General features: G+C 59.6%; 18 protein-coding genes, 4 tRNA genes and 1 pseudogene. 8 read left to right on the forward strand and 15 right to left on the reverse strand.

Translation table 11 applies throughout. The features are described 5' to 3' along the window. Positions 1-710: pseudogene (locus JV201_RS29835) on the reverse strand (urocanate hydratase); the annotation flags it as partial. Positions 711-1187: 477 nt separating this feature from the next. On the opposite strand from JV201_RS29835, the gene JV201_RS19235 reads away from it, so the two are divergent. From JV201_RS19235 to JV201_RS19245, 3 genes are all read left to right on the forward strand, one after another. Next, positions 1188-2318: a carbon-nitrogen hydrolase family protein gene (locus JV201_RS19235; protein WP_219405925.1), complete on the forward strand. Its 1131-nt coding sequence runs from the start codon at positions 1188-1190 to the stop codon at positions 2316-2318. A gap of 4 nt (positions 2319-2322) precedes the next feature. After that, complete coding sequence (locus JV201_RS19240; protein WP_008431962.1) at positions 2323-3357, forward strand: AraC family transcriptional regulator; 1035 nt, start codon at positions 2323-2325, stop codon at positions 3355-3357. A gap of 300 nt (positions 3358-3657) precedes the next feature. Next, a complete protein-coding gene (locus JV201_RS19245; RefSeq protein ID WP_219405926.1) occupies positions 3658-4677 on the forward strand; it encodes a pyruvate dehydrogenase in 1020 nt (339 codons plus the stop codon). Between the two features lie 144 nt (positions 4678-4821). On the opposite strand, the gene JV201_RS19250 is transcribed toward JV201_RS19245, so the two are convergent. Next, positions 4822-5292: a MarR family winged helix-turn-helix transcriptional regulator gene (locus JV201_RS19250; protein WP_008431958.1), complete on the reverse strand. Its 471-nt coding sequence runs from the start codon at positions 5290-5292 to the stop codon at positions 4822-4824. 145 nt (positions 5293-5437) lie between these two features. On the opposite strand from JV201_RS19250, the gene aceE reads away from it, so the two are divergent. Next, entirely contained in the window at positions 5438-8107 is a 2670-nt protein-coding gene (gene aceE / locus JV201_RS19255; RefSeq protein WP_219405927.1) for a pyruvate dehydrogenase (acetyl-transferring), homodimeric type, read from the forward strand. Here aceE and JV201_RS19260 read toward each other — a convergent pair whose 3' ends face one another. Together JV201_RS19260 and JV201_RS19265 are read right to left on the reverse strand one after the other, a co-directional pair. After that, on the reverse strand, positions 8108-8947 hold the full coding sequence (locus JV201_RS19260) for a DUF2242 domain-containing protein (RefSeq protein ID WP_003207865.1): 840 nt from the start codon (positions 8945-8947) through the stop codon (positions 8108-8110). 89 nt (positions 8948-9036) lie between these two features. Continuing rightward, a complete protein-coding gene (locus tag JV201_RS19265) occupies positions 9037-9936 on the reverse strand; it encodes a LysR family transcriptional regulator (protein WP_003207864.1) in 900 nt (299 codons plus the stop codon). Positions 9937-10063: 127 nt separating this feature from the next. On the opposite strand from JV201_RS19265, the gene JV201_RS19270 reads away from it, so the two are divergent. After that, entirely contained in the window at positions 10064-11242 is a 1179-nt protein-coding gene (locus JV201_RS19270) for an MFS transporter (RefSeq protein WP_008431952.1), read from the forward strand. Positions 11243-11357: 115 nt separating this feature from the next. Next, positions 11358-12692 carry a Na+/H+ antiporter NhaA gene (gene nhaA / locus JV201_RS19275; protein WP_219405928.1) on the forward strand — a complete coding sequence of 445 codons (1335 nt, stop codon included), beginning with the start codon at positions 11358-11360 and terminating at the stop codon, positions 12690-12692. A gap of 89 nt (positions 12693-12781) precedes the next feature. Here nhaA and JV201_RS19280 read toward each other — a convergent pair whose 3' ends face one another. From JV201_RS19280 to JV201_RS19325, 10 genes are all read right to left on the reverse strand, one after another. Then, the gene (locus JV201_RS19280) at positions 12782-14656 is read right to left on the reverse strand and encodes a SurA N-terminal domain-containing protein (protein WP_219405929.1); all 1875 of its coding nucleotides are present in this window, start codon (positions 14654-14656) and stop codon (positions 12782-12784) included. A 230-nt stretch (positions 14657-14886) separates the two neighbouring features. Beyond that, complete coding sequence (locus JV201_RS19285; protein ID WP_003174819.1) at positions 14887-15159, reverse strand: HU family DNA-binding protein; 273 nt, start codon at positions 15157-15159, stop codon at positions 14887-14889. Between the two features lie 146 nt (positions 15160-15305). Further along, positions 15306-17702 (reverse strand): endopeptidase La, encoded by a 2397-nt coding sequence (gene lon, locus JV201_RS19290; protein ID WP_003207858.1) that lies wholly within the window; start codon positions 17700-17702, stop codon positions 15306-15308. 151 nt (positions 17703-17853) lie between these two features. Next, positions 17854-19137: an ATP-dependent Clp protease ATP-binding subunit ClpX gene (clpX, locus tag JV201_RS19295; protein WP_003207856.1), complete on the reverse strand. Its 1284-nt coding sequence runs from the start codon at positions 19135-19137 to the stop codon at positions 17854-17856. Positions 19138-19249: 112 nt separating this feature from the next. Further along, the gene (gene clpP / locus JV201_RS19300) at positions 19250-19885 is read right to left on the reverse strand and encodes an ATP-dependent Clp endopeptidase proteolytic subunit ClpP (RefSeq protein WP_003174822.1); all 636 of its coding nucleotides are present in this window, start codon (positions 19883-19885) and stop codon (positions 19250-19252) included. A gap of 92 nt (positions 19886-19977) precedes the next feature. Continuing rightward, the gene (gene tig / locus JV201_RS19305; protein WP_219405930.1) at positions 19978-21288 is read right to left on the reverse strand and encodes a trigger factor; all 1311 of its coding nucleotides are present in this window, start codon (positions 21286-21288) and stop codon (positions 19978-19980) included. Positions 21289-21689: 401 nt separating this feature from the next. After that, positions 21690-21765: transfer RNA gene (locus JV201_RS19310), tRNA-His, on the reverse strand. Positions 21766-21847: 82 nt separating this feature from the next. Beyond that, positions 21848-21932 (reverse strand) — tRNA-Leu (locus JV201_RS19315). Positions 21933-21988: 56 nt separating this feature from the next. After that, a tRNA-His gene (locus JV201_RS19320) sits at positions 21989-22064 on the reverse strand. A gap of 32 nt (positions 22065-22096) precedes the next feature. Next, positions 22097-22173: transfer RNA gene (locus JV201_RS19325), tRNA-Arg, on the reverse strand. 230 nt (positions 22174-22403) lie between these two features. On the opposite strand from JV201_RS19325, the gene folD reads away from it, so the two are divergent. Further along, complete coding sequence (folD, locus tag JV201_RS19330; RefSeq protein ID WP_010166832.1) at positions 22404-23258, forward strand: bifunctional methylenetetrahydrofolate dehydrogenase/methenyltetrahydrofolate cyclohydrolase FolD; 855 nt, start codon at positions 22404-22406, stop codon at positions 23256-23258. A gap of 210 nt (positions 23259-23468) precedes the next feature. Then, positions 23469-24401, forward strand: coding sequence for a D-alanyl-D-alanine endopeptidase (gene pbpG, locus JV201_RS19335; protein ID WP_003207851.1), 933 nt, complete (start codon positions 23469-23471; stop codon positions 24399-24401). 46 nt (positions 24402-24447) lie between these two features. On the opposite strand, the gene JV201_RS19340 is transcribed toward pbpG, so the two are convergent. Continuing rightward, the gene (locus tag JV201_RS19340; protein WP_050550299.1) at positions 24448-25077 is read right to left on the reverse strand and encodes a peptidase C39 family protein; all 630 of its coding nucleotides are present in this window, start codon (positions 25075-25077) and stop codon (positions 24448-24450) included. Positions 25078-25089 lie beyond the last annotated feature (12 nt).

Consider the following 25089-nt stretch of genomic DNA (forward strand, 5'->3'; position numbering starts at 1 on the left):
GAGATCGCCTGGCCGGCCTTGGTGTATTTGTCGATGCGCGCCAGGGCGTCGTCGAGGTCGGTGGCTTGTTCGTCGACGTAGCGGCTGCTCAGGCGGAAGTCGATGCTGACCTGCTGGCATTCGATGTTCAGCGAGCAGGCACCGGCCAGGGTCGCGGCCAGTGGCTGTGCGCCGCCCATGCCGCCGAGGCCGGCAGTCAGGACCCAACGGCCCTTGAGGTCATCGTTGTAGTGCTGGCGACCGGCTTCGACGAAGGTTTCGTAGGTGCCCTGCACGATGCCCTGGCTGCCGATGTAGATCCAGCTGCCGGCGGTCATCTGGCCGTACATGGCCAGGCCCTTGGCATCCAGTTCGTTGAAATGCTCCCAGCTCGCCCAGTGCGGCACCAGGTTGGAGTTGGCGATCAGCACGCGCGGGGCGTTGCTGTGGGTCTTGAACACGCCGACGGGTTTGCCGGATTGCACCAGCAGGGTTTCGTCGTCGTTGAGGTTGGTCAGGCTTTCGACGATCTTGTCGTAGCATTCCCAGTTACGTGCCGCACGGCCGATACCGCCGTACACCACCAGTTCTTTCGGATTTTCGGCAACCTGCGGGTCGAGGTTGTTCATCAACATGCGCAGCGGCGCTTCAGTCAGCCAGCTTTTGGCGGTCAGCGTGTTGCCGCGTGCGGCACGGATTTCAACGTCACGGTATTGGGTAGGCTTGGTCACAAAAAAATCCTCAACGATCAATGCGCGAACATTGATGGGTGCGAAGAGGATGCTCATGGACTCTTACGCACACATCTTTACTTGTACATACAAGCATATGCAAGGTTGTTGCCAACTCGACGCGTCGTTGAACAGAGAGGCCTGTAAGGCGCTGAAACACCTGAGTTGCGCGGCCAGCCCTCCGCGAACCCATCGCGCGAATCAACCTTGGCGAGGAACTTGCGCACGGTATTGAGGCACAAAGTAACAATCTGCCAGAAGCTGGTGCGCGCACGAGTAACATCCCACGGCATTGACCAGCGCGCGTGCACCTGTGGTCACAACCCGTTACTGTCGACCCTGGAAAGATCCGGCCCGCGGCGAAAACACGCACTCAAGGCTTTTGAGATTTTCGTGCCAAACCACGGTTTTTCGTACCCAGCCCAGAAATTTGAGAGAAAATGCAAACCCAGCACACGGTCCGTTGTCATTTGCCCCATGCGTAAACTTCTTGGCTTCACCCTCATCATGGCCCTGGTCGCCGCCGTTTCCGCCTATCTGGTCTGGACCCAGGAGCGCCCCGTGGGCCATTACCTGTCCGACCTGCGGATCAACCTGGCCGTCGACCAGGGCGTGCCCGCCGACCGCGGCAACCTGCTGGGCATCCAGCCGGAACTGTTCCCCGCCGACTACCAGAGCCTGGAACGCCTGCACCTCAAACTGGCGGCCTACCTGCAAAACGCCCGTGACCAAGGCCTGATCAACGACAAGACCATCGTGGTACTGCCGGAACATATCGGCACCTGGCTGATGGTCAGCGGCGAAAAGAACGAGCTGTACCAGGCCACCAACCTCAAGGAAGCGATGAACTGGTTGTCGGCGAGCAACCCGCTGCTGTTCCTGCGGGCCTTGATCAGCGCCAAGGGTGACGACCGCATCGACGACGCCTACCTGCGTATGAAGGCCCCGGCCATGGCCCGCGACTATCAAGTGCTGTTCGGTGGCCTGGCCAAGGAATTCGGCGTGACCCTGGTGGCCGGCTCCATTGCCCTGCCCAACCCGAGCGTCAACCAGGGCCAGCTGCAGATCGGCCATGGCGCGCTGTACAACACCAGTGTGGTCTTCGACCGCGATGGCTTGCCGCTGGGCCAGCCGCAACGCCAGCTGTATCCGATTTTTGACGAGCGCGGCTTTATTGAGCCGGGCGATGAAAACAGCGTCAGCGTGGTCGATACCCCGGCCGGGCGCCTGGGCATCCTGATCGGCAGCGACAGCTGGTACCCGGACAACTACCGCAAGCTCAACGAGCAAGGCGCCCAGTTGGTGGCGGTGCCGGCCTTCGTGATTGGCCGCGAGACCTGGGACAAGCCGTGGCGCGGCTTCAAAAGCGTGTCGACGCCAGCCGAGATCAGCCTCAAGCCCGAAGAGCTCAGCGAAGGCGAAGCCTGGCACCGCCTGACCCTGACCAGCCAGCAACCCATCAGCCAGGCCACCGCCGGCATGAGCGTGTTCCTGCGCGGGCAGTTCTTTGACATGGGCAGCGCCGGGCAAAGCTTCCTCAGCAGCAACGGCCAGGTGTTCGCCGACGGCAATGCCCGTGGCGCGCGCCTGCTGAACGTGTGGCTGTAACTCAATGAAGCCGGTGCGGCTTGGGGATTTGTCGGTGGGCTTCGTCCACACCTTGGCCGATGCGATCCACAGCCATGGCCTGGACCCGCAACCGTTGCTGCTGCAATACGGCCTTGACCCGGCACGCCTGGCCGAGGCGGGTGCACGCTTGTCGATCCCGCGCTATATGCGCCTGGGCTTTGCGGCCATCCAGTTGACCGGCGATGCCAGCCTGGGCCTGCGCATGGGCCAGCTCAGCCGCCTGAGCCAGGCCGGGCTCGCCGGGGTCACCGCCGCCCAGGCGCCCACCGTGCGCGAAGCCGCCCGTACCCTGACGCGCTTCGAAGCCTTGTACGGCTCCAACTATCGCGGCCAGTCGAGCTTTCACGAGGACACGGATGGCGCCTGGTTGCGCTTCTATTCCATCAGCCCCTACAACGCCTACAACCGCTTTGTGGTGGATTCGATCATCGCCGGGTGGCTGCATCAGTTGTCGAGCCTGAGCCTGCAACCGGTGCAGGCGCAACGCATCGAAATCGAATTCGAAGCACCGGACTACAGCGAGCGCTACAGCGTGCTGGGGGACTGCCCGATCCAGTTTGGCGCCGAGCACAACCAACTGCGCCTCAGCCAGAAAACCCTGGCCCTGCGCAACCCGGAACACTGCCCGAGTACCTGGCAATTACTGGTGCAGTTGTGCGAACGGGAACTGGAGCAGTTGACGCGCACCCGCAGCCTGCGCGAGCGCATTACCCGCTTGCTCGGGCCGATGCTCAATGGTGGCCGGGAACCCGACCTGGAAGAAGTGGCGTCACGCTTGAAACTGCCGACCTGGACCCTGCGGCGCAAGCTGGCGGAAGAAGGGACTCAGTTCCGGGCGATTCTCAACGACACTCGCCGCGACCTGGCCATGACCTACATTCGCGATACCGAACTGGCGTTCGGTGAAATTGCCTATTTGCTCGGTTTTGCTTCAGCGGAAGCCTTTCAACGGGCGTTCAAGCGCTGGAACAGCCAGACCCCAGGGGAATTTCGCCGCAGTCAGCGGCATTCCGCCTGACGTCTGTCTTACAGCTCGGTGGCATCATCGGCCGGATCCAGCGGATCCAGTTCAAAGGCGTGGTACTCGAGCAATTCTTCCTGGTAATCGTCCATGGTTGACTCCTTGTTTTATGAAAAGGGGTTGCTTAGTGACCTGCACAACCAGCCTAAAGTGCCGTCATGACGAAAAAATGTCCGTGGCATGACGTTCCTGCACTTCAGGATTAAACGTAGCAGGATTGCCTTGATTTAGCCGGATGAATTTTAGATGCAACTGCAATCATTGCAATTGCAATCGTAAGCCGAATTCCTTTAGGGTATGGGCACCCGTTGCCAAGCGACCCTGCTCATGACTGCCAGCACCGAACGCTCTGCCCTGATCTGCATCGACGCCCTGAATGCAACGCAGCAGCCCCGCTGCTCGCCCCTGTATAGCGTGATGACCATGGCCAACACCCTGGAGTCCAGCCGGCAGGCGTGGGTGATTCGCGGCCAGTCGCGCTCACGCCGAGTGGTGAGCTGGCCCACCTGGTTCGCGCGCAATACCGGGGAAAAACCCATGCTGTACCTGCACACGGCCGCGTCATCGGCGCAGTTGCGCGCGCTGTCCGGCGAGACCCGTCAGCGGGGCATCCTGTGCAACGACAATGCAACCCAGCCCTCCCCTTCACTGCCCTTATGGCTGGCCAGCAATCCTCACTGCACACCTTATGACCCGGCCTCCGGCGAGGAAGCCCGGGCGATTGTGCTGGCGGGTTTGCAGGCGCTGTATGTCGACGGCGAGCCGGGGTTCTACTACCTGGCACTGCACGATCAACACGAAGGGCCAGGGCTGAGCCCGCAGGATAGTGACCATGCGCTCAGGGGCATGTACCGGGTCCGGCGCTCATACACGAGTGAATTGAGGGTGCGGTTGCTGGGTGCGGGTCGAGCGTTTGAAGAAGTCGTGCACGCCGCGCAGTTGCTCGAGACGGATTGGAACGTCGAGGCGCAACTGTGGAGTTGCCCCAGCTATACACGGCTGGCCCGCGAAGCGGATGCAGCGCAACGCTGGAATCGCCTGCACCCGTTGGCACCGAAGCGCAGTTGTCATCTAAGGGATTGCCTGGCTGGGGATGGCGCGCCGGTGGTCGCGGTCACCGGGTATCCGCAGCCTATCGTCGATCAATTGGCGGGGCATGTGGATGCGCGGTTTGTGGCGTTGGGTGCGGGCTCCGTGGAAACGTCAGCACCCAGTCGATATTGGGTAGCGGTGCTGGCATTGAAGGCGTTGGCGGATGACGGCTGGATCGAAGCAGAACAGGTGGAGACCGCCCTGAATCGATATCACCTGAAATGACGATCTGCAATCCATCGCAGATCAAATGTGGGAGCGGGCTTGCTCGCGAAGACGGTGTGCCTGTTGATATTACTGTTGCTGACACACCGCTTTCGCGAGCAAGCCCGCTCCCACACGGAATCCGCGTCGCCTGGAATATTTGCTTCAGGTCTTACGCCGCCCGCGGGTCTGCACGCCCGCCTCCATCGCCAGCCCCGCGGTACGCTCCAATGCCTCGGCAAAACCCCGGCGTTGCTCGCTGTCGAGCTGCGACAAAAACAATTCATCCACGCTGCTTTCGTAGATTTTCCACATCTTTTTACGCAATACCCGGCCCGCGTCGGTAATTGAGACAAAGGCAGCACGCCCGTCACCGTCGGAGCGCGAACGCACCACCAGGCCGTCCTTTTCCAGGCGGTCGACCAGGCGCGTCAGGTTGTAGCGTTCGATGGCCAGCACATCGGCCAATTCGTGCATGCGCCGGGTGCCATCGGGGCCACTTTCCAGGCCCCACAAAGCGTCGTACCAGGCATACGGCGGCAGACCGGCATCGGCCAGGCGCCGTTCGATTTCACGGATGACCGTCCTGTGGGCCCGAACAAAACGGAACCAGACATCAGGCTCTTTCGACGACATGCAACACCATCCGGGGAATTTCAAGAAGGTTGCAATAGTAGCTCATCCCGCGCTAGATTCAGCCATGTAGTTGCAATTGCAACTACATTCGCAAAGCTCCCACAAGGAGCCCACACGCTGAAACCCGTCCACCCTGGAGCCTGACATGACCCCGAACACTGCAGTACGCCTCGACGACGATCCACAGGAAACCCGCGAATGGCTGGAGTCCATCGAATCGGTGCTGACCACCGAAGGCCGCCCGCGTGCGCATTACCTGATTGATCAGTTGCTGGATTTCGACGTGGCGCGGCATGGCGACTTCTACGGGCGGGTGACCACCCCGTACGTCAACACCATCCCGGTAGACCGCCAGTTGCCCTACCCCGGCAACCTGGCCACCGAGCGCCGGCTGAATGCGTTTATTCGCTGGAACGCCATGGCCATGGTGCTGCGCGCGGGCAAACATTCCGGCGTGGGCGGGCATATCGCAACCTATGCGTCGGCTGCGGTGCTGTATGACGTAGGCTTCGACCATTTCTTCCGTGGCCGAACTGAAAGCTTCGATGGCGACCTGGTGTACATCCAGGGCCACTCCGCGCCGGGCATTTACGGGCGGGCGTACCTCGAAGGCCGGATCAGCGAAGCGCAGCTGGACAACTTCCGCCGGGAAGCCGGTGGCGACGGTTTGTCATCCTATCCGCACCCTCGCCTGATGCCGGACTTCTGGCAGTTTCCTACGGTTTCCATGGGCCTCGGACCGATTACCGCCGCGTATCAGGCGCGCTTCATGCGCTACCTGGAGTTCCGCGACCTCAAGCAGCACCAGGGCCGCAAGGTGTGGGCGTTCCTCGGTGATGGCGAGATGGATCAGCCGGAATCCCTGGCGGCCATTTCCCTGGCCGGGCGCGAGAAACTCGACAACCTGATCTTCGTGGTCAACTGCAACCTGCAACGCCTGGATGGGCCGGTGCGCGGCAATGCCAAGGTGATCCAGGAATTCGAAAGCCTGTACCGCGCCGCCGGCTGGAACGTGATCAAGGTAATCTGGGGCGGCGGCTGGGATGCGCTGCTGGAAAAGGATAAAAGCGGCTTGCTGCGCCAGCGCATGATGGAGTGCGTGGACGGCGACTATCAAAACTACAAATCACAAAACGGCGCCTACGTGCGGGAACACTTCTTCGGCAAATACCCGGAGTTGCTGGCGCTGGTGGCAGACATGTCCGACGACGACATCTGGAAACTCTCACGGGGCGGCCATGACCCGGACAAGGTCTACAACGCCTATGCCGCCGCCGTGCGTCACAGCGGCCAGCCGACGGTGATCCTGGCGAAAACCGTCAAGGGCTTCGGCATGGGCGAGGCCGGCGAAGGCCAGAACATCAACCACCAGCTGAAAAAGATGGGCGCTGAAGCCGTCAAAGCCTTCCGCGATCGCTTCGGGCTGGAAGTGGCCGACGACCAACTGGCTGAAATCCCGTATCTCAAACCGGCCGCCGACAGCGAAGAGGCCCGCTATTTCGCCGCCCGCCGCCAGTCACTGGGTGGCTACGTGCCGGCTCGCCATAGCGCGGTCGAGTCGCTGAAGATCCCGGAACTGGATGCCTTCGCCACCCAGCTCAAGGACACCGGCGAGCGCGCGATCTCCACCACCATGGCCTTTGTGCGCATCCTCGGCACCCTGCTCAAGGATCCGAACCTGGGCAAACTGATCGTGCCCATCGTGCCGGACGAGTCCCGCACCTTTGGCATGGAAAGCCTGTTCCGCCAGATCGGCATTCACTCCGCTGTCGGCCAGCTCTACACCCCACAGGATGCGGGCCAGCTGTCCTACTACAAAGAGAGCAAGGACGGACAGATCATGCAGGAAGGCCTGAATGAATCCGGCGCCATTTCCTCGTGGATCGCAGCGAGTACGTCCTACGCCAACCACAGCTTGATGACCGTGCCGTTCTACATTTTCTATTCGATGTTCGGCTTCCAGCGGGTTGGCGACCTGGCCTGGGCCGCAGGTGATGCACGGGCGCGGGGCTTTCTGCTGGGGGCGACGGCCGGGCGCACCACGCTGATGGGCGAAGGCCTGCAGCATGACGATGGCCACAGCCATGTGCTGTCGTCGGTGATCCCGTGCTGCATTTCCTACGATCCGACGTTTGCCTTCGAGCTGGCGGTGATCATTCGCGAAGGCATGCGCCGGATGTACGTCGAGCAAGAGGACATCTACTACTACATCACCCTGCTCAACGAAAACTACCCGCACCCGGCGATGCCCGAAGGCGTCGAGGACGGGATTCTCAAGGGCATGTATCGGTTGAAGGCGGCTGAAGACACCAAGCAACCACGGGTACAGCTGATGGGCAGCGGTTCGATCCTGCGGGAAGTCATCGCCGCCGCGGACCTGCTGCGCGATGATTTTGCCGTGGCCAGCGATGTGTGGAGTGTCACCAGCCTGACCGAGCTGCGCCGGGAAGGTCATGCCGTGGAGCGCTGGAACCTGCTGCATCCTGAAAGCGAACCGCGTACCAGCTATGTCGAGCAGTGCCTTGAGGGCCAGCCTGGGCCCGTGGTGGTCGCCACCGACTACATGAAAATCTTTGCCGATCAGATTCGCCCGTTTGTACCGGGCCGGCGCTTTGTGGCGCTGGGCACCGATGGCTTCGGGCAATCGGATACCCGCGAAACCTTGCGCGAGTTCTTCGAGGTGGACCGGTATTTCATTGCCCTGGCGGCCTTGAAGGCGCTGGCGGATGACGGCCTGATCAGCCGCGCCAGGGTGGCGGAGGCGATCAGCCGCTACGGGATCAACGTCGACAAGGCCAACCCCGTAGCGGTGTAGTTACTGCGCAGGCGTCGGCAGAGGCGGAATCGCTTCGGTCGGCGCCGGCAGCGCAGGAGTGGTGGCCTCTGGCGCAGGTGCCGGGGCTTCCTTTGGTGCAATCGGCGCAGGTTCCGCCGGTGGTACCACCGGCTCCGATGCCGCTGGCACTACCGCCGGCGTCACTGGGGCTGCCGGTGTGGCCGGCGCTTCTTTTGGCACTTCTTTCGGCGCTTCAACCTTATCGGCCTTATCGGCCGCCGGAGCTGCCTTAGGTTCCGGGATGCCCAGGTCAGCCTTGGGCTTCTCTGGAATATGCGCTGCCTTTTTCACTTCCTGGGGCAGGAAAACGTCCACCAGGGCGAAATAACGCTCATAAAATTTCGGCGCAGACACCGTCTCGCTGGCCACCTTGACCATGGAGTCGTCGGTGGAGCCAATCGGCATCGACACCGAACCCAACACACCCACACCGAGGCTGGCGGAGTTGTTGACCTTCTTCAAGGCGTAGCGATCCTGCAAGGCGTTGGCGAACATCGTCGAGTGATGATTGCCGCTGCCATCGTCGGCACACACCACGTTGAAGCTGATCTGCAGGTGAGTTTCGCCGGTCTGCTGGAAGCTCTTGTTACCCGCCACCAGCTTTGGATCGCTGCTGGTGATGATGTAACCCTGGCTCAACAGCGCACGCCGCGCCGCTTCGCAGGCCGCCGTGTCACTGACCGGGTAATCACGGGAAAACGTGCCGGAGTCGTCGAAGTTCTCATGTTCATAAATAGCGGTCTTGGGTGACGAGCAGCCCGCAGCGCCCGCCAGCACCAGCGCCAACCCGAGGCTACGCAAGTGAAATGATGTCGACATCGAAAATCCTGAGGAAAACAGTCAGGGCGGTATTGTGCAACAGAACGTGGCCTCGGCGCGCGAATTCCTGTCGGTAAAACGTCACAGCCTTACGGGACGGTGTCCGCAGGAAAAAGCCGCTCGCCCATATGGTCGATAAACACGCGCAATTTCGCCGAGGCATGGCGACTTGATGGCCAGAGCATCCAGAAGCTGCCGCTGTGCTCCAGGTAATAGTCCAGCACCCGTTGCAGCCGGCCCTGCTCCACCGATTCGCGGACCATGAAGTCTGGCAGGCAGGCAATCCCCAGGCCTTCATGGGCCACGTGCATCAGTGATTCGATGGTGGTGGAGACCAGCGGCGCACGCAGGGTCGGCTCCGGCAGGCCCGGCTCCGGGCGCAGTGGCCAGGTTTCCAGCTTGCCGGTGGCGCAGAATTTGTGGCGCAGGCAGGCGTGGTCGCTCAAATCCCGGGGCTGGCGCGGCGTACCGTGCAGGCGCAGGTACTCCGGGGACGCCACCAGCACCAGGCGGTAATACCCGAGGTGGCGCGCCATCAAGCGTGAGTCCTCGGGTTTGCCGGTGCGGATCACCGCGTCGAAACCCTCCTCGATCACATCCACCATGCGGTCGGAGAAGTCCACGTCCAGCTCGATCTCGGGATAGGCGCGCATGAAATCCGTCAGTACCGGCATCAACAAGCCGCGCACTTGCGGCAGGCTGACGCGCAACTTGCCTCTGGGGGTGGCGGATGCCTGGCTCAGTTCCTGTTCTGCGGCTTCGACTTCCGCCAGGATGCGCCGGGAGCGTTCGAGAAACAGTGCGCCCTCGCTGGTCAACGTGATACTGCGGGTGCTGCGATGGAACAGCCGCACCCCCAGGCGCTCTTCGATGCGCGCGATGCTTTTGCCAATCGCCGAGGACGACACCCCCAGCATGCGCCCGGCCTCGGTAAAGCTGCGGGTTTCGGCCACCTGCACAAACACTGAAATACTGCCCAGGCTGTCCATCGTCTCGCTCCCGAGGATTGCGGACATTGGCGTCCGATAAGTTCGGAACCTTAGCCTGTTTTTCTCCACCGTGCAGCACCCTACTCTGGCTCCCTGCCCTTTCGTCTGAAAACCGGAGCCAGAAAACATGAGTGATAGCGCCCTATCTTCCACGACCCCCACGGTGAGCCGTGAACGACTGCCTCTGGGCGGTCTGTTGGCATTGGCTACCGCCGGTTTCATCACTATCCTCACCGAAGCCATGCCGGCAGGCTTGCTCCCGCAAATGGGCGCCGGCCTCGGGGTGTCCGAAGCGTTGGTGGGCCAGTTGGTGACCCTGTACGCCCTGGGCTCGCTGTTGGCCGCGATTCCCCTGACCATCGCCACCCGGGGCTGGCGCCGGCGGCCATTGCTGATGATTGCCATCGGCGGGTTTGCCTTGGTCAACAGTGTGACGGCGTTTTCCAGCGATTACCTGCTGACCCTGGTGGCCAGGTTCTTCGCCGGGGTGTTCGCGGGATTGCTCTGGGCGCTGCTGGCCGGTTATGCCAGCCGCATGGTTGCGCCGCACCTGCAAGGCAGGGCCATTGCCGTGGCCATGCTCGGCGCGCCATTGGCGCTGTCACTGGGTGTACCGGCCGGGACATTCCTGGGCACCACGGTGGGCTGGCGCCTGAGCTTCGCGATCATGTCCGGCCTGACGGTTGTGCTGCTGGCCTGGGTGCGCTGGCAGGTCCCGGACTTTGCCGGGCAACAGGCGGAAAAACGCCTGGGGCTGCGCCAGGTGCTGGCGCTGCCAGGGATTCGTCCGGTGCTGTTTGTGACTTTCACCTACGTGCTGGCTCATAACATTCTCTACACCTATATCGCGCCGTTCCTGGTACCTGCCGGGATTGCAGCGGACATCGACCAGGTGCTGCTGGTGTTTGGCCTGGCGGCGCTGCTGGGTATCTGGATCGTCGGCGCGCTGATTGATCAGCGGCTGCGCGCCTTATTGGTAATCAGCTGCGCAATGTTCGCGCTGTCGGCCCTGGCGCTGGCGTTCTGGATCACCTCGGCGACGGTGATCTACACCACGGTGGCGTTATGGGGGCTGGCGTTTGGCGGTTTGCCGGCATTGCTGCAAACGGCGCTGGCCAAGTCGGCCGGGGATTCAGCCGATGCCGCGCAGTCGATGCTGGTGACGGTGTGGAACCTGGGCATCGCCGGTGGCGGACTACTCGGCGGCATGTTGTTGCAAGGGTGGGGAGTGACATCGTTTCCATGGGCGGTCGCCGCGTTGGTCGTACTGGCGCTGATCGCGACGCTGCGTTTAACCGATGTTTAAACGAAACGTGACGTGATGTTTCTTAACTCTTATGATCGCACCGGGTGCGCTGCTGCATACGGCACAGCGCAGGTTAAAGGATAAGCATTGGTCGGGCCGCCAATGGAGACTTGTCGTGCCTGATAAACACCCTGCTATTCCGCGCCCCCAGGTTCTGGTCGAAGGCGCCCTGTCCGCATTGGAGCGGTTTTCAAGGATCGAAGCAGTCAGCGGTATCGTGTTGCTGCTGGCAGCGATCGTCGCGCTGGTCTGGGCCAACAGCCCCGTCGCAGATTCCTACGAACACTTCTGGAACACCCCACTCACTATCGGGCTGGGAGACTTCACGGTCTCGCGCTCGTTGCACTTCCTGGTGAACGATGGGCTGATGACCATCTTCTTCCTGGTGGTGGGCGCCGAGATTCGCCAGGAGATCAGGGACGGCGCACTCGCCAACCTGAAACTGGCCACCCTGCCCCTCGGCGCTGCGCTGGGTGGCGTGCTGATGCCGGCACTGATTTACACCCTGCTCAACCATGGCACCGTAGCGGCCAGTGGCTGGGCAGTGCCCACTGCCACCGACATTGCATTTGCCGTGGGTGTGCTGGCGCTGTTGGGTAAATCCATCCCCGCCGGCGTGCGCATCCTGCTGCTGGCGCTGGCGATCATTGATGACATCGTCGCCATCCTGATCATCGCGATTTTCTATACCGCCAGCCTGGACTACATGGGCCTGGTGATCGCGGCCTGCGGGCTGGCGCTGGTGCTGGTTTTTCAGCGGATGGGAATTGGCAAGGCGGTGGTGTACCTATTGCCAGGGGCGATTGTCTGGTTTGGGCTGCTCAAGACCGGCGTGCATCCGACGCTCGCGGGCGTAATGCTTGGCCTGATAACGCCCGTGACTTCCAGACCGACTCGGGAACGCCCTCTGGACACCATCGGGCGCACATTTAACGAGCTGATGGACCGGCTTTCGCATCCGTCAGAAAGTGCCCATCAGGTCGCCAAACCATTGAAGCAATTGAGACAGGCCCAACGGGAACTGTTGCCGCCGGTGCAGCGGATTCAAGCCGGGTTACACCCATGGGTGGCCTTCGGCGTCATGCCACTGTTTGCCCTGGCCAACGCGGGGGTGAGCCTGCAAGGGTTCAACCTGAACGACCCGCTGCCCCACGGTGTGTTCATGGGGGTCATCCTGGCGTTGGTGCTCGGCAAGCCGCTGGGGGTGATGCTGGCGAGTGTCGTGCTGGTCAAACTGAATATCTGCAAACTGCCGGAGGGCGTGACCTGGAACGGCGTCGCCCTGGTGGGCCTGCTGGCGGGAATTGGTTTCACCATGTCGATTTTCATCTCGTCGCTGGCCTTCTCCGATCCGACGCTGCTGTCGGCTGCCAAGCTGAGTGTGCTGAGCGCTTCGACCCTGGCGGCTGTGATTGGCCTGAGTTGGGGCAAGCTCAAGTTTGCGCGTTGAATCAAGACTGGTTGAGTCAGCTGATTAGTGGATAAAAAAAGACCCCGGCCTCTTCAGGCCGGGGTCTTTTTATTCAGGCTGTTACGAGATCAGAACTTCTTGATCTCAGCCTTGGTTTCCAACTGCTTGCGATAGGCGGCGAAGTCTTGCTGGCCAACACGGGACGCGAGGAAGCGGCGGTACTGAGCCTTCTCGTCATCGGTCGGTGCAGCGGCTTCATTGACCGCGTTCAAGCGCACGATCACCAGGCTACCGTCTGGCAGGGTCACGCTGGTGAAGGTCGGCTTGTCCTTGGCCGTAGGCTTTGGCATACGGAACAGGGCTTGCAGCACGGCTGGCTCGACGCCTTCCTGGCCACGGGTGGCCGCTTCGGTGACTTTCCAGGCCTGGCCATCCACCGGCTGGTTCAGCGGTGTCTTGCCATCACGCAGGTTGGCAATCAGCTCGTCCGCGTGAGTCTTCGCCGCAGCGCTCGCGCGCTCCTTGGTCAACTGGGCACGGATGGCAGTGGCAACGCTTTCCAGCGGCAGCTGGGTAGGCTTCAGGTGCTCTTTGGCACGCAGCACCACGATGGTTTCCGGGTCCAGCTCGATGGCGGTGCTGTTGGCACCTTCATCCAGTACTTCAGGGCTGAATGCAGCGGTCACCACGGCACGGTTGGCAGCAATGCCTTCGCCACCTTCACGGCCAAACGGCGCGGAGGTGTGCACGGTCAGCTTCAGGTCCGACGCCGGCTGGGCCAGGTCGGAAGCTTCGAATGCAGCGTCTTCCAGTTGCTTGGTCGCGTCGACGAAACGCTGTTCAACCTGCTGGGTCTTGAGCTCGCGGGTCAGCTTGTCTTTCAGGCTGGCGAACGATGGCACTTCAGGTGCTTCAACGCCCAACAGCTTGATCAGGTGCCAGCCGAAGCTGGAACGCACCGGTGCCGAGACCTGGTCCTTGTTCAGCGCATACAGCGCTGTTTCGAAGGCAGGGTCGTAGACACCAGGGCCAGCGAAACCGAGGTCACCGCCGTTGTTCGCAGAACCCGGATCCTGGGAGAACTCCTTGGCCAGGGCTTCGAATTTCTCGCCCTTGGCCAGGCGTGCCTGGATCTCTTCGATCTTGGCCTTGGCCTGCTCGTCGGTGGTCTTGTCGTTGACTTCAATCAGGATGTGCGCCGCGCGACGCTGTTCAGCGAGGTTGGCGGTTTCTTTCTGATAGAGGGCTTGCAGCTCATCGTCCTTGACCGCGACCTGGTCGAAGAAGGAAGCCTTCTTCAGCTCCAGATAGTCGATGACCACCTGGTCCGGGGTCATGAACTCCTTGGCGTGCTGGTCGTAGTAAGCCTTGACCTCGTCGTCAGTGATCTTCACTGCTGCAGGGTCGGCCTTGACGCTGACGGTGGCAAAATCGCGGGTCTGTTTTTCCAGACGGGCGAAAGCGAGCACTTCGGCATCAGTCACAAAACCGCTGCCGGCAATGCCTGCACGAACCTGGCCGATCAGCATTTCCTGGCTCAGCATCTGACGGAATTGCATACGGCTGTAGCCCAGCTGACGGATCACCTGGTCGAAACGCTCAGCGTTGAACTGGCCATCCACCTGGAATTCCGGCGTCTGCAGGATCACTTGATCCAGCGCAGCTTCGGAGAAAGCGAATTTCGAATCGGCCGCGCCTTGCAGCAGCAGCTTGCGATCGATCAGGCCCTTGAGGGCGGCGTCGCGCAGCAGCTTTTCGTCCAGCAAGGAAGCATCGAAGTCCTTGCCCAGCTGTTGCATCAGCTGGCGACGTTGCATGTCGACGGCCTGGCCCAGTTCGCTTTGGGTGATTTCTTCACCGTTGACCTTGGCCACGTCCTGCTTGTTGTTGGTCGAAGCCTGAAAAATAGCCTCGATACCGGTGAACGCCATCAATGCGACGATGATCCCGATAATGGTCTTGGCAATCCAGCCTTGTGAATTGTCCCTGATATTCTGCAGCATGCGTCCCCCAGAAACGGTTGAACTTCAAAATTAGGCAACCGTGGAGCGTGGGTAGAGTCCGGATAGAAGAAAGGCGCATCCGAGGATGCGCCTTCTCGTAACTGGCGGAGCGGACGGGGGTTTGAACCCACACCCCCGGCGTGGCGACCCGATGGATACTCGGGTCAGCTGCCGCTCCGCTGCCAGGTCAGACCTGCGTCCGACCCGGATGGGTAAGGCTTGAGCGAAGCTTAGTTAACGGCTTCTTTCAGGGCTTTACCGGCTTTGAAACCTGGTTTTTTGGCAGCGGCGATTTGCAGAGCCTTGCCAGTCTGTGGGTTACGGCCAGTGCGAGCTGGACGATCGGTCACAGAGAAAGTACCGAAACCAACCAGTACCACAGAGTCGCCGGCCTTGAGAGCGCCAGTGACGGATTCGATTACTGCGTCCAGCGCACGGCCAGCAGCGGCTTTCGGGATATCAGCAGATGCAGCGATAGCATCAATCAGTTCCGACTTGTTCACTCTAAGTCCCCTTATATCTATTGAGTATGATTCTAAGTTTTTTGGTGAAAGCAAAAACCAGTGCTGAATGGCCTACAGACACTTAAGAGCCGCTTTATAACAAGGGCTCTAAAAAGCTGTCAAGGAAGCCCCCAGGCTTAAACGTATTAATGCGTGCTAATTCTTTCCTTAGAGTCAGTCTCGCGTTTTTCATCCTTTGCAACTATCTCCGGAGCCACATCCGGCAAGGGCTCCGGCGCGTATTGCAGCGCAATTTGCAGGACCTCGTCAATCCATTTAACCGGTTTAATCTGCAGATCCTGCTTGATGTTGTCAGGAATCTCCTTCAAGTCGCGAACATTCTCTTCAGGAATGATCACAGTCTTGATACCACCGCGGTGTGCAGCCAGCAATTTCTCTTTGAGGCCACCAATGGCCAGTACCTGGCCACGCAGGGTGATTTCCCCGGTCATGGCGACATCGGCGCGCACCGGAATGCCGGTCAGGGCTGATACCAGTGCCGTGCACATGCCTACGCCTGCGCTAGGACCGTCTTTCGGCGTTGCCCCTTCCGGCATGTGGATGTGGGTGTCGTGCTTCTCGTGGAAGTCCAGGGGGATCCCCAGGCTCTTGGCGCGGCTACGCACCACGGTCTGCGCGGCGGTGATGGATTCAACCATCACGTCACCCAGGGAACCGGTCTTGATCAGTTGCCCTTTGCCCGGGATCACGGCGGCCTCGATGGTCAGCAATTCGCCGCCCACCTGGGTCCACGCCAGGCCAGTGACCTGGCCTACCTGGTCCTGCTGCTCAGCCAGGCCGTAGCGGAATTTGCGCACGCCCAGGAAGTGTTCCAGCAGGTCAGCGGTGACCTTCACCGAGAAGCGTTTTTCCAGCGCATGTTCCTTCACGGCCTTGCGGCAGATCTTCGCCAGTTGACGCTCAAGGCCCCGTACACCGGCCTCGCGGGTGTAGAAACGAATGATGTCGCGGATCGCGTCGGCATCAAATTCGATCTCGCCTTTTTTCAGGCCGTTGGCCGCAATCTGCTTGGGCGAGAGGTATTTGACGGCGATGTTGATCTTCTCGTCTTCGGTGTAACCCGGCAGACGAATCACCTCCATCCGGTCCAGCAAGGCTGGCGGAATATTCATCGAGTTGGAGGTGCACAGGAACATTACGTCGGAGAGGTCGTAGTCCACTTCCAGGTAATGGTCGTTGAAATTGTGGTTCTGCTCGGGGTCGAGCACTTCCAGCAAAGCAGACGCCGGGTCGCCACGCATGTCGCTGCCCATCTTGTCGATTTCATCGAGCAGGAACAGCGGGTTGCGCACACCCACCTTTGTCATCTTTTGAATCAATCTTCCTGGCATCGAACCGATATAAGTCCGGCGATGACCACGGATTTCCGCTTCATCACGCACACCGCCCAGGGCCATGCGCACGAATTTGCGGTTGGTGGCGTGGGCAATCGACTCCGCCAGCGAGGTTTTACCCACACCAGGAGGACCGACCAGGCACAACACCGGACCACGAATCTTCTTCACGCGCTTTTGCACGGCGAGGTATTCGAGAATGCGTTCCTTGACTTCTTCGAGGCCGTAGTGATCGGCGTCGAGAATATCTTCGGCGCGGGCCAGGTCCAGGCGCACTTTGGTCTGGGCCTTCCACGGCACCTGCACCAGCCAGTCGATATACGAACGAACCACGGTGGCTTCGGCCGACATCGGCGACATTTGCTTGAGCTTGTTCAACTCGGCAGTGGCCTTGGTCAACGCGTCTTTCGGCAGGCCGGCGGCATCGATGCGCTTTTTCAACTCCTCGATTTCGTTGTGGCCTTCCTCGCTGTCGCCCAGCTCTTTCTGAATGGCCTTCATCTGCTCATTCAGGTAGTACTCGCGCTGGCTGCGCTCCATTTGCTTTTTGACACGGCCGCGAATGCGCTTCTCAACCTGCAGCAGGTCGATTTCGGCATCCAGCAGCGCCAGGACGTGTTCGACCCGGGCCGACAAATCGATGATCTCGAGAATGTCCTGCTTCTGCTCGATTTTCAGCGCCATGTGCGCGGCCATGGTGTCGACCAGGCGGCTTGGCTCATCAATGCTATTGAGGGAAGAGAGGACTTCTGCGGGGACTTTCTTGCCCAGTTGCACGTATTGCTCGAACTGGGACAGCAGGCTGCGAACGAACACTTCGGATTCGCGCTCAGGGGCGTCGACTTCGTCGATCAGCGCCACTTCGGCACGCAGGTGGCCGTCCACTTCCATGAAGCGCTCGACCGCACCGCGCTGCTCGCCTTCCACCAGCACCTTGACGGTGCCATCAGGCAGCTTGAGCAGTTGCAGGACAGTTGCAACGGTACCAACGCGATACAGGGCATCTTCGCCCGGATCATCGTCAGCAGGATTTCTCTGGGCCAGCAGCAGGATCTGCTTGTCGCCCGTCATCGCGGCCTCGAGGGCTTCGATAGACTTCTCGCGCCCCACGAACAGCGGGATAACCATGTGCGGATAGACGACGACATCACGCAACGGCAGGAGAGGCAATTCGATGGTTGTCTTCATGATTTCGCCTCTATGACAGATGAAAGTAAGCTTGAAACCAAGATGGGGGCTGCCTGCAAAAAAAACAAGCGTAATGGCATCAGTTAAACGCAGTAAAAACAAAGGGGCCCCTTAAGGCCCCTTTATTTTGTACAGCTCGGCGGTGCAACGCTTACGCGTCTGGCGCAGCCTTGGCAGCCGGCTCACTGTTTTCGTAGATATACAGTGGCTTGGACTTGCCTTCTATAACGCTTTCGTCGATCACCACTTTACTCACCTCGGACTGCGAGGGGATTTCGTACATGGTGTCGAGCAGTACGCCTTCGAGGATCGAGCGCAAACCACGGGCGCCGGTCTTGCGCTCCAGTGCCCGCTTGGCCACCGATTTGAGCGCGTCAGCACGGAACTCGAGGTCCACACCTTCCATCTCGAACAGCTTGGCGTATTGCTTGGTCAGGGCGTTTTTCGGCTCGGTGAGGATCTGCATCAACGCAGCCTCATCCAGCTCGTCCAGCGTCGCCAGGACCGGCAGACGGCCAACGAATTCCGGGATCAGACCGAACTTGACCAAATCGTCAGGCTCGACTTCACGCAGGGATTCACCGACTTTCTTGCCTTCTTCCTTGCTGCGTACTTCTGCACTGAAGCCAATGCCGCCACGGGTGGAACGGTTTTGAATAACCTTTTCCAGGCCGGAGAACGCACCGCCACAGATGAACAGGATGTTGCGCGTATCAACCTGAAGGAATTCCTGCTGCGGGTGCTTGCGGCCGCCTTGTGGCGGTACGGAAGCAACCGTGCCTTCGATCAGTTTCAACAGCGCTTGCTGCACGCCTTCACCGGAAACGTCCCGGGTGATCGACGGGTTGTCGGATTTGCGCGAAATCTTGTCGATTTCATCGATGTAGACAATGCCCATCTGGGCCTTCTCCACGTCGTAGTCGCATTTCTGCAGCAGCTTCTGAATGATGTTCTCGACGTCTTCACCTACGTAACCGGCCTCGGTAAGAGTGGTTGCGTCGGCGATGGTGAAGGGAACGTTCAGCAGGCGAGCCAGGGTCTCTGCAAGCAGGGTTTTACCCGAGCCTGTAGGGCCGATCAGCAAGATGTTGCTTTTGCCGAGCTCGACGTCGTCACTTTTCTTGTCACGCTGGTTCAGACGCTTGTAGTGGTTGTACACCGCTACGGCCAGAACCTTCTTTGCACGCTCTTGACCAATCACATACTGATCAAGGATGCCGCTGATTTCTTTAGGCGAAGGCAATTTATGCGCGCTGCTTTCGGCCTGGGCTTCCTGCACCTCCTCACGGATGATGTCATTGCACAGGTCGACGCACTCGTCGCAGATAAAGACCGAGGGGCCGGCAATCAACTTGCGTACTTCATGCTGGCTTTTGCCACAGAAGGAGCAATAGAGCAGCTTGCCGTTGTCCTCGCCGTTGCGGGTGTCAGTCATTCGTTCGATCCAAATCCGATAGGCTTGCAACACAAGATGAAGGCTATTGAGGGCTTTTTCAAGTCCACTGGTGGTCGGACCTGCCGACCAGCCCTATTTTGAGCTGCTTATATTAAGCGGGGCGCTTTTCGATCACTGCGTCGATCAACCCGTATTCACGAGCCGCTTCGGCGCTCATGAAATTGTCACGGTTGGTGTCGCGCTCGATCTCTTCCAGGGTATGCCCGCTATGTTTGGCCATCAGCGTGTTGAGACGCTCACGAATGAAGAGGATTTCCTTGGCATGGATTTCGATGTCCGATGCCTGGCCCTGGAAACCGCCCAGTGGCTGGTGAATCATCACGCGTGAGTTCGGCAGGCAGTAACGCTTGCCCTCAGCACCAGCGGTCAGCAGGAAAGCACCCATGCTGCACGCCTGACCGATACAGGTGGTCGATACGTTCGGCTTGATGAACTGCATGGTGTCGTAGATCGACATGCCCGCTGTCACCGAACCGCCCGGGGAGTTGATGTAGAGATGGATGTCCTTGTCCGGATTTTCCGCTTCAAGGAACAGCAGCTGCGCACAAATCAGGTTGGCCATGTAGTCCTCTACCGGACCAACCAGAAAGATCACTCGCTCCTTGAGCAGGCGCGAGTAGATGTCATAGGCGCGTTCGCCACGAGCAGATTGCTCGACAACCATCGGGACCAGGCCGCCAGCGGCCTGGATATCAGAGTTCTGCTGAATATACGAATTACGGAACATGCTCTGCAGTTACTCCCAAATAGTCATGTCTTGAATACGCATAAGCCAGCGCGAGGCTGGCTTATGGGTGTATTTTCAAACGAGTTGAGCGATCAGTCGGCTTGTGCTGCTTCAGCCGGCTTGACTGCTTCTTCGTAAGAGACCGCTTTATCGGTCACCTTAGCCTTCTGCAGAACAGTATCCACAACTTGCTCTTCCAGCACAACCGAACGCACGTCGTTCAGCTGCTGGTCGTTCTTGTAGTACCAGGACACAACAGCCTCAGGCTCCTGGTAGGCCGAAGCCATTTCCTGGATCATTTCGCGAACGCGGGTTTCGTCAGGCTTGAGGTCGAATTGCTTGACCACTTCAGCCACGATCAGACCCAGTACAACGCGGCGCTTGGCCTGTTCTTCGAACAGTTCGGCCGGCAGTTGGTCAGGCTTGATGTTGCCGCCGAACTGCTGAACAGCCTGCACGCGCAGACGATCAACTTCGTTGGACAGCAGGGCCTTCGGCACTTCGATCGGGTTGGCAGCCAGCAGACCGTCCATCACCTGGTTCTTGACCTTGGATTTGATCGCCTGGCGCAGTTCACGCTCCATGTTCTTGCGAACTTCGGTGCGGAAACCTTCGATGCCGGTTTCCTTGATGCCGAACTGGTTGAAGAACTCTTCGTTCAGTTCTGGCAGCTTGGGCTCGGAAACGGTGTTGACGGTCACGGTGAACTCGGCGGTTTTGCCAGCCAGGTCCAGGTTCTGATAGTCAGCCGGGAAAGTCAGGTTCAGAACGCGCTCTTCGCCGGCTTTGGCGCCAACCAGGCCGTCTTCGAAACCAGGAATCATGCGGTTGGAACCCAGCACCAGCTGAGTACCCTTGGCGGAGCCGCCAGCGAATGCTTCGCCGTCAACCTTGCCTACGAAATCGATGTTCAGCTGGTCTTCGTTCTGGGCAGCACGATCGGCCACTTCAAAACGGGTGTTCTGCTTGCGCAGGATTTCCAGCATGTTGTCCAGGTCGGAGTCAGCAACATCAGCGCTCAGGCGCTCGATGGCGATCGAATCGAAACCGGCAACTTCGAATTCAGGGAACACTTCGAAGATTGCAACGTATTCCAGATCCTTGCCTGCTTCCAGGGACTTGGGCTCGATGGAAGGCGAGCCAGCCGGGTTCAGCTTTTGCTCGACAACGGCTTCGTAGAAGGAAGCCTGGATCACGTCACCTACAGCTTCCTGACGTGCATCAGCACCGAAGCGGCGCTTGATTTCGCTCATTGGCACTTTGCCTGGACGGAAACCAGCGATCTTGGCCTTTTGGGCAGTCTGCTGCAGACGCTTGTTGACCTGGGTCTCGATGCGCTCGGCCGGCACGGTGATGCTCATGCGGCGCTCAAGAGCAGAAGTATTTTCAACAGAAACTTGCATGGATATTCCTCGTTGCACAGACGTTAGCTGGCCGTTTCCGACCCCAGAATCAAGGGCATGCATTCTAGTGGGTCAAACTCAAGAAGTCACCCTACTGAAAACGGGTAAAAAAACAGCAGGCAATTTATAGGTGCGAATGCACGAGTGCAGCTCGCCCCGGTGGCAAATACATCCCATCATGCCAGGGCTCTGCGCCAACCCTTCTATATATAGAAGCGGTTGCCAATCATCTCCCTGACAACCGACCCTGCGGACAAGGCCGGCAGGCAGTGCGGCATCATCGCGAAACATAAATACGACGAAACGCCCTGCCCTGCAGCCCAACACCTGCGACTGCGTTGAAACTCAAACCGCTGAAACAAAAAAGGCGCCAGACTATTAATCTGGCGCCTTTCGAAATATGGGGTGGACGAAGGGGATCGAACCCTCGACAACGGGAGTCACAATCCCGTGCTCTACCAACTGAGCTACGCCCACCATATTGCGTGACCAAAAAGCCCGTCAAAAAGGCTATTTGTTGAGCTTCGCGCCGACCCGCAGGCCTTCACGAAACTTTATTTGGTGCGGATGAAGAGACTCGAACTCTTACACCTTGCGGCGCTGGAACCTAAATCCAGTGTGTCTACCAATTCCACCACATCCGCGCTTGAAGCTTTTAAAGCAAAGGCGCCAGACTATTAATCTGGCGCCTTTTTAAATATGGGGTGGACGAAGGGGATCGAACCCTCGACAACGGGAGTCACAATCCCGTGCTCTACCAACTGAGCTACGCCCACCATATTGCGCTACTTGTGCCAAAGCTGCCTAATGGCGCACCCGGCAGGACTCGAACCTGCGACCATCCGCTTAGAAGGCGGATGCTCTATCCAGCTGAGCTACGGGCGCCTTATTAATCTGTACTCTTGGAGGATTACAAACTAACCAGTGCTAGGCTGTGCCCGACAAGTGCGACGAATAGTATAGATGGACCCGAAACCCGTCAAATCCTTTTTATAAAAAATTCATTTTATTTAAGGGGTTAGGGGAATTTGCAGACCAAGCGCCTTTGCCCTCACGCCATGGCATGCGAGAATGCGCGCACTTTTCTTCCCCCTCTCGATGGTTAATCACGCGTAATGACTGCACAACTTATCGACGGCAAATCAATCGCCGCCAGCCTGCGCCAGCAGATCGCCAAACGAGTCGCCGAGCGCAGCCAACAAGGCCTGCGCACGCCGGGCCTCGCGGTGATCCTGGTCGGCAGCGATCCTGCCTCTCAGGTTTATGTCTCGCACAAGCGTAAAGACTGTGAAGAGGTCGGCTTTATTTCCAAAGCCTACGACTTGGCTGAAGACACCACCCAACAGGCCCTCACCGACCTGATCGACAGCCTCAACGACGATCCGGCCATCGACGGCATCCTGCTGCAACTGCCATTGCCCGAGCATCTGGACGCGTCGAAATTGCTCGAACGCATCCGCCCGGACAAGGACGTCGACGGTTTCCACCCTTATAACGTCGGCCGCCTGGCCCAGCGTATCCCGCTGCTGCGCCCGTGCACCCCGAAGGGCATCATGACCCTGCTGGAAAGCACCGGCGTCGATCTGTATGGCCTGGATGCCGTCGTCGTCGGCGCCTCGAACATCGTCGGTCGCCCGATGGCCATGGAACTGCTGCTGGCCGGCTGCACCGTGACCGTGACTCATCGCTTCACCAAGGACCTGGCCGGCCACGTTGGCCGCGCCGACCTGGTGGTCGTCGCCGCCGGCAAGCCGGGCCTGGTCAAGGGTGAGTGGATCAAGGAGGGCGCCATCGTCATCGACGTGGGCATCAACCGCCAGGACGATGGCAAGCTCGTGGGCGACGTGGTGTACGAAACCGCCCTGCCCCGTGCCGGCTGGATCACCCCGGTACCCGGTGGTGTCGGCCCGATGACCCGTGCCTGCCTGCTGGAAAATACCCTGTACGCAGCCGAAACCCTGCACAGCTAATAACCAGCCGCTCTGAAAAAGCCCTGCCTTATCGCAGGGCTTTTTATTGGCCGGATAAAAAGTAGTTTTTTCTTTGTTTTTAAGGGGTTTCATCTGTTTCTAGAAGAACATTCGACAGTTTCTGATCCATACTCCTAAAATGTAACGGCATTTATCAGAAAGTCCGTTGCAGAACGGTATATCCCTACTTTTTTTAGCGAGTTCATCCGCGTGAAAATTCATCTTTCCATTGTCAGCCTATTTTTTGCATTGACAGGCACCTTCGCGAGCGCAAGCGAAACCACTACCGCTCCCCGCGACATGTCCACCCTGCACATCGCCTCCGGCAGTGCGATGGTGGTAGACCTGCAGACCAACAAAGTCATCTATGCCAGCAACCCGGATGTCATCGTGCCGATCGCCTCGGTGAGCAAACTGATGACCGGCCTGATCGTGCTGGAAGCCAAGCAGAACATGGATGAATACATCGACATCAACATCAAGGACACGCCAGAGATGAAAGGCGTGTTCTCCCGGGTCAAGATCGGCAGCGAGATGCCGCGCAAGGAGATGTTGCTGATTGCCCTGATGTCCTCGGAAAACCGCGCCGCCGCCAGCCTGGCCCACCACTACCCGGGCGGCTACCCGGCCTTCATCGCAGCGATGAACGCCAAGGCCAAGGCACTGGGCATGACCAGTACCCATTATGTGGAACCTACCGGCCTGTCGATCCATAACGTGTCCACCGCCCGCGACCTGAGCAAGCTGCTGGCCGCCGCACGCAAGTATCCGATGCTCAGCCAGTTGAGCACCACCAAGGAAAAGACCGTCTCGTTCCGCAAACCCAACTACACCCTGGGTTTCTCCAACACTGACCACCTGATCAACCGCGCCAACTGGGACATCAAGCTGACCAAGACCGGCTTTACCAACCAGGCCGGCCATTGCCTGGTGCTGGTGACCAGCATGGGTAATCGCCCGGTGTCGCTGGTGATCCTCGATGCCTTCGGCAAATTCACCCACTTTGCCGATGCCGGGCGCATCCGCAGCTGGGTCGAAACCGGCAAGAGCGGCTCGGTGCCAGACGTCGCATTGCGCTACAAGGCTGACAAGAACCTGAAGAACCGCCCACGGGCGAATGTTCAGGTCACCGAGTCCCGCTGATCCGTAAATAGCGACATAAAAAACGGCGCCCTTGAGCGCCGTTTTTTTATTTGGCCTGACTGGCCAGTGCCTTGACTGCCTGGGCCGCCGCCTGTTCCTGGCCCGCCTGGGCTGTGGCGCTGGCAGCCTGCTGCCAGCGCTGGGCGTCGACCTTGACCGGCAACTGGGTGGGCCGCTGAATCAGTACCGCCCACTTGCCGCCGTCTTTCCACGCCGACTCAAACGCACTGAAATCCATCGGCATGCGTCGCGCCAAGCCTGAACGCAGCAGCACCATGCTCTTCTGCTTGTTGTAACCCACCACCACGACATACCGCGGACCGGCCCAGAAGGTCGAGCCCTGGGTGATACGCGCCATCACCGGGTACCCGGCCGCGACCTGTGCCAGCAGCGCCGGCAGCTGATCTTCCAGCGGGTACACCAACATCCCGTATTCACGGGCCAGCACCTGCATGTTGCGCTCAAGGTCCGCTTCAGCGCCCGGCAAATGCAGTGGCTTATCCAATAGCCCCGGTGTAATCACAATGCCTTGTTGAGACAGCATGCTGGCAAGAGCGGCTGGGCCACCGAGGTAAGTCTCACCGCGAAACGCCGGCACGCCCTTGAGCTCGACACTCTCCGGCAGCCCCGGGATGCTCGTGGGTTTTGGATGCGAGGAACAGGCCGCCAGCCCCATGAAACAGGCTGC

It is taken from the genome of Pseudomonas sp. Colony2, assembly GCF_019382755.1.
GTDB lineage: Bacteria > Pseudomonadota > Gammaproteobacteria > Pseudomonadales > Pseudomonadaceae > Aquipseudomonas.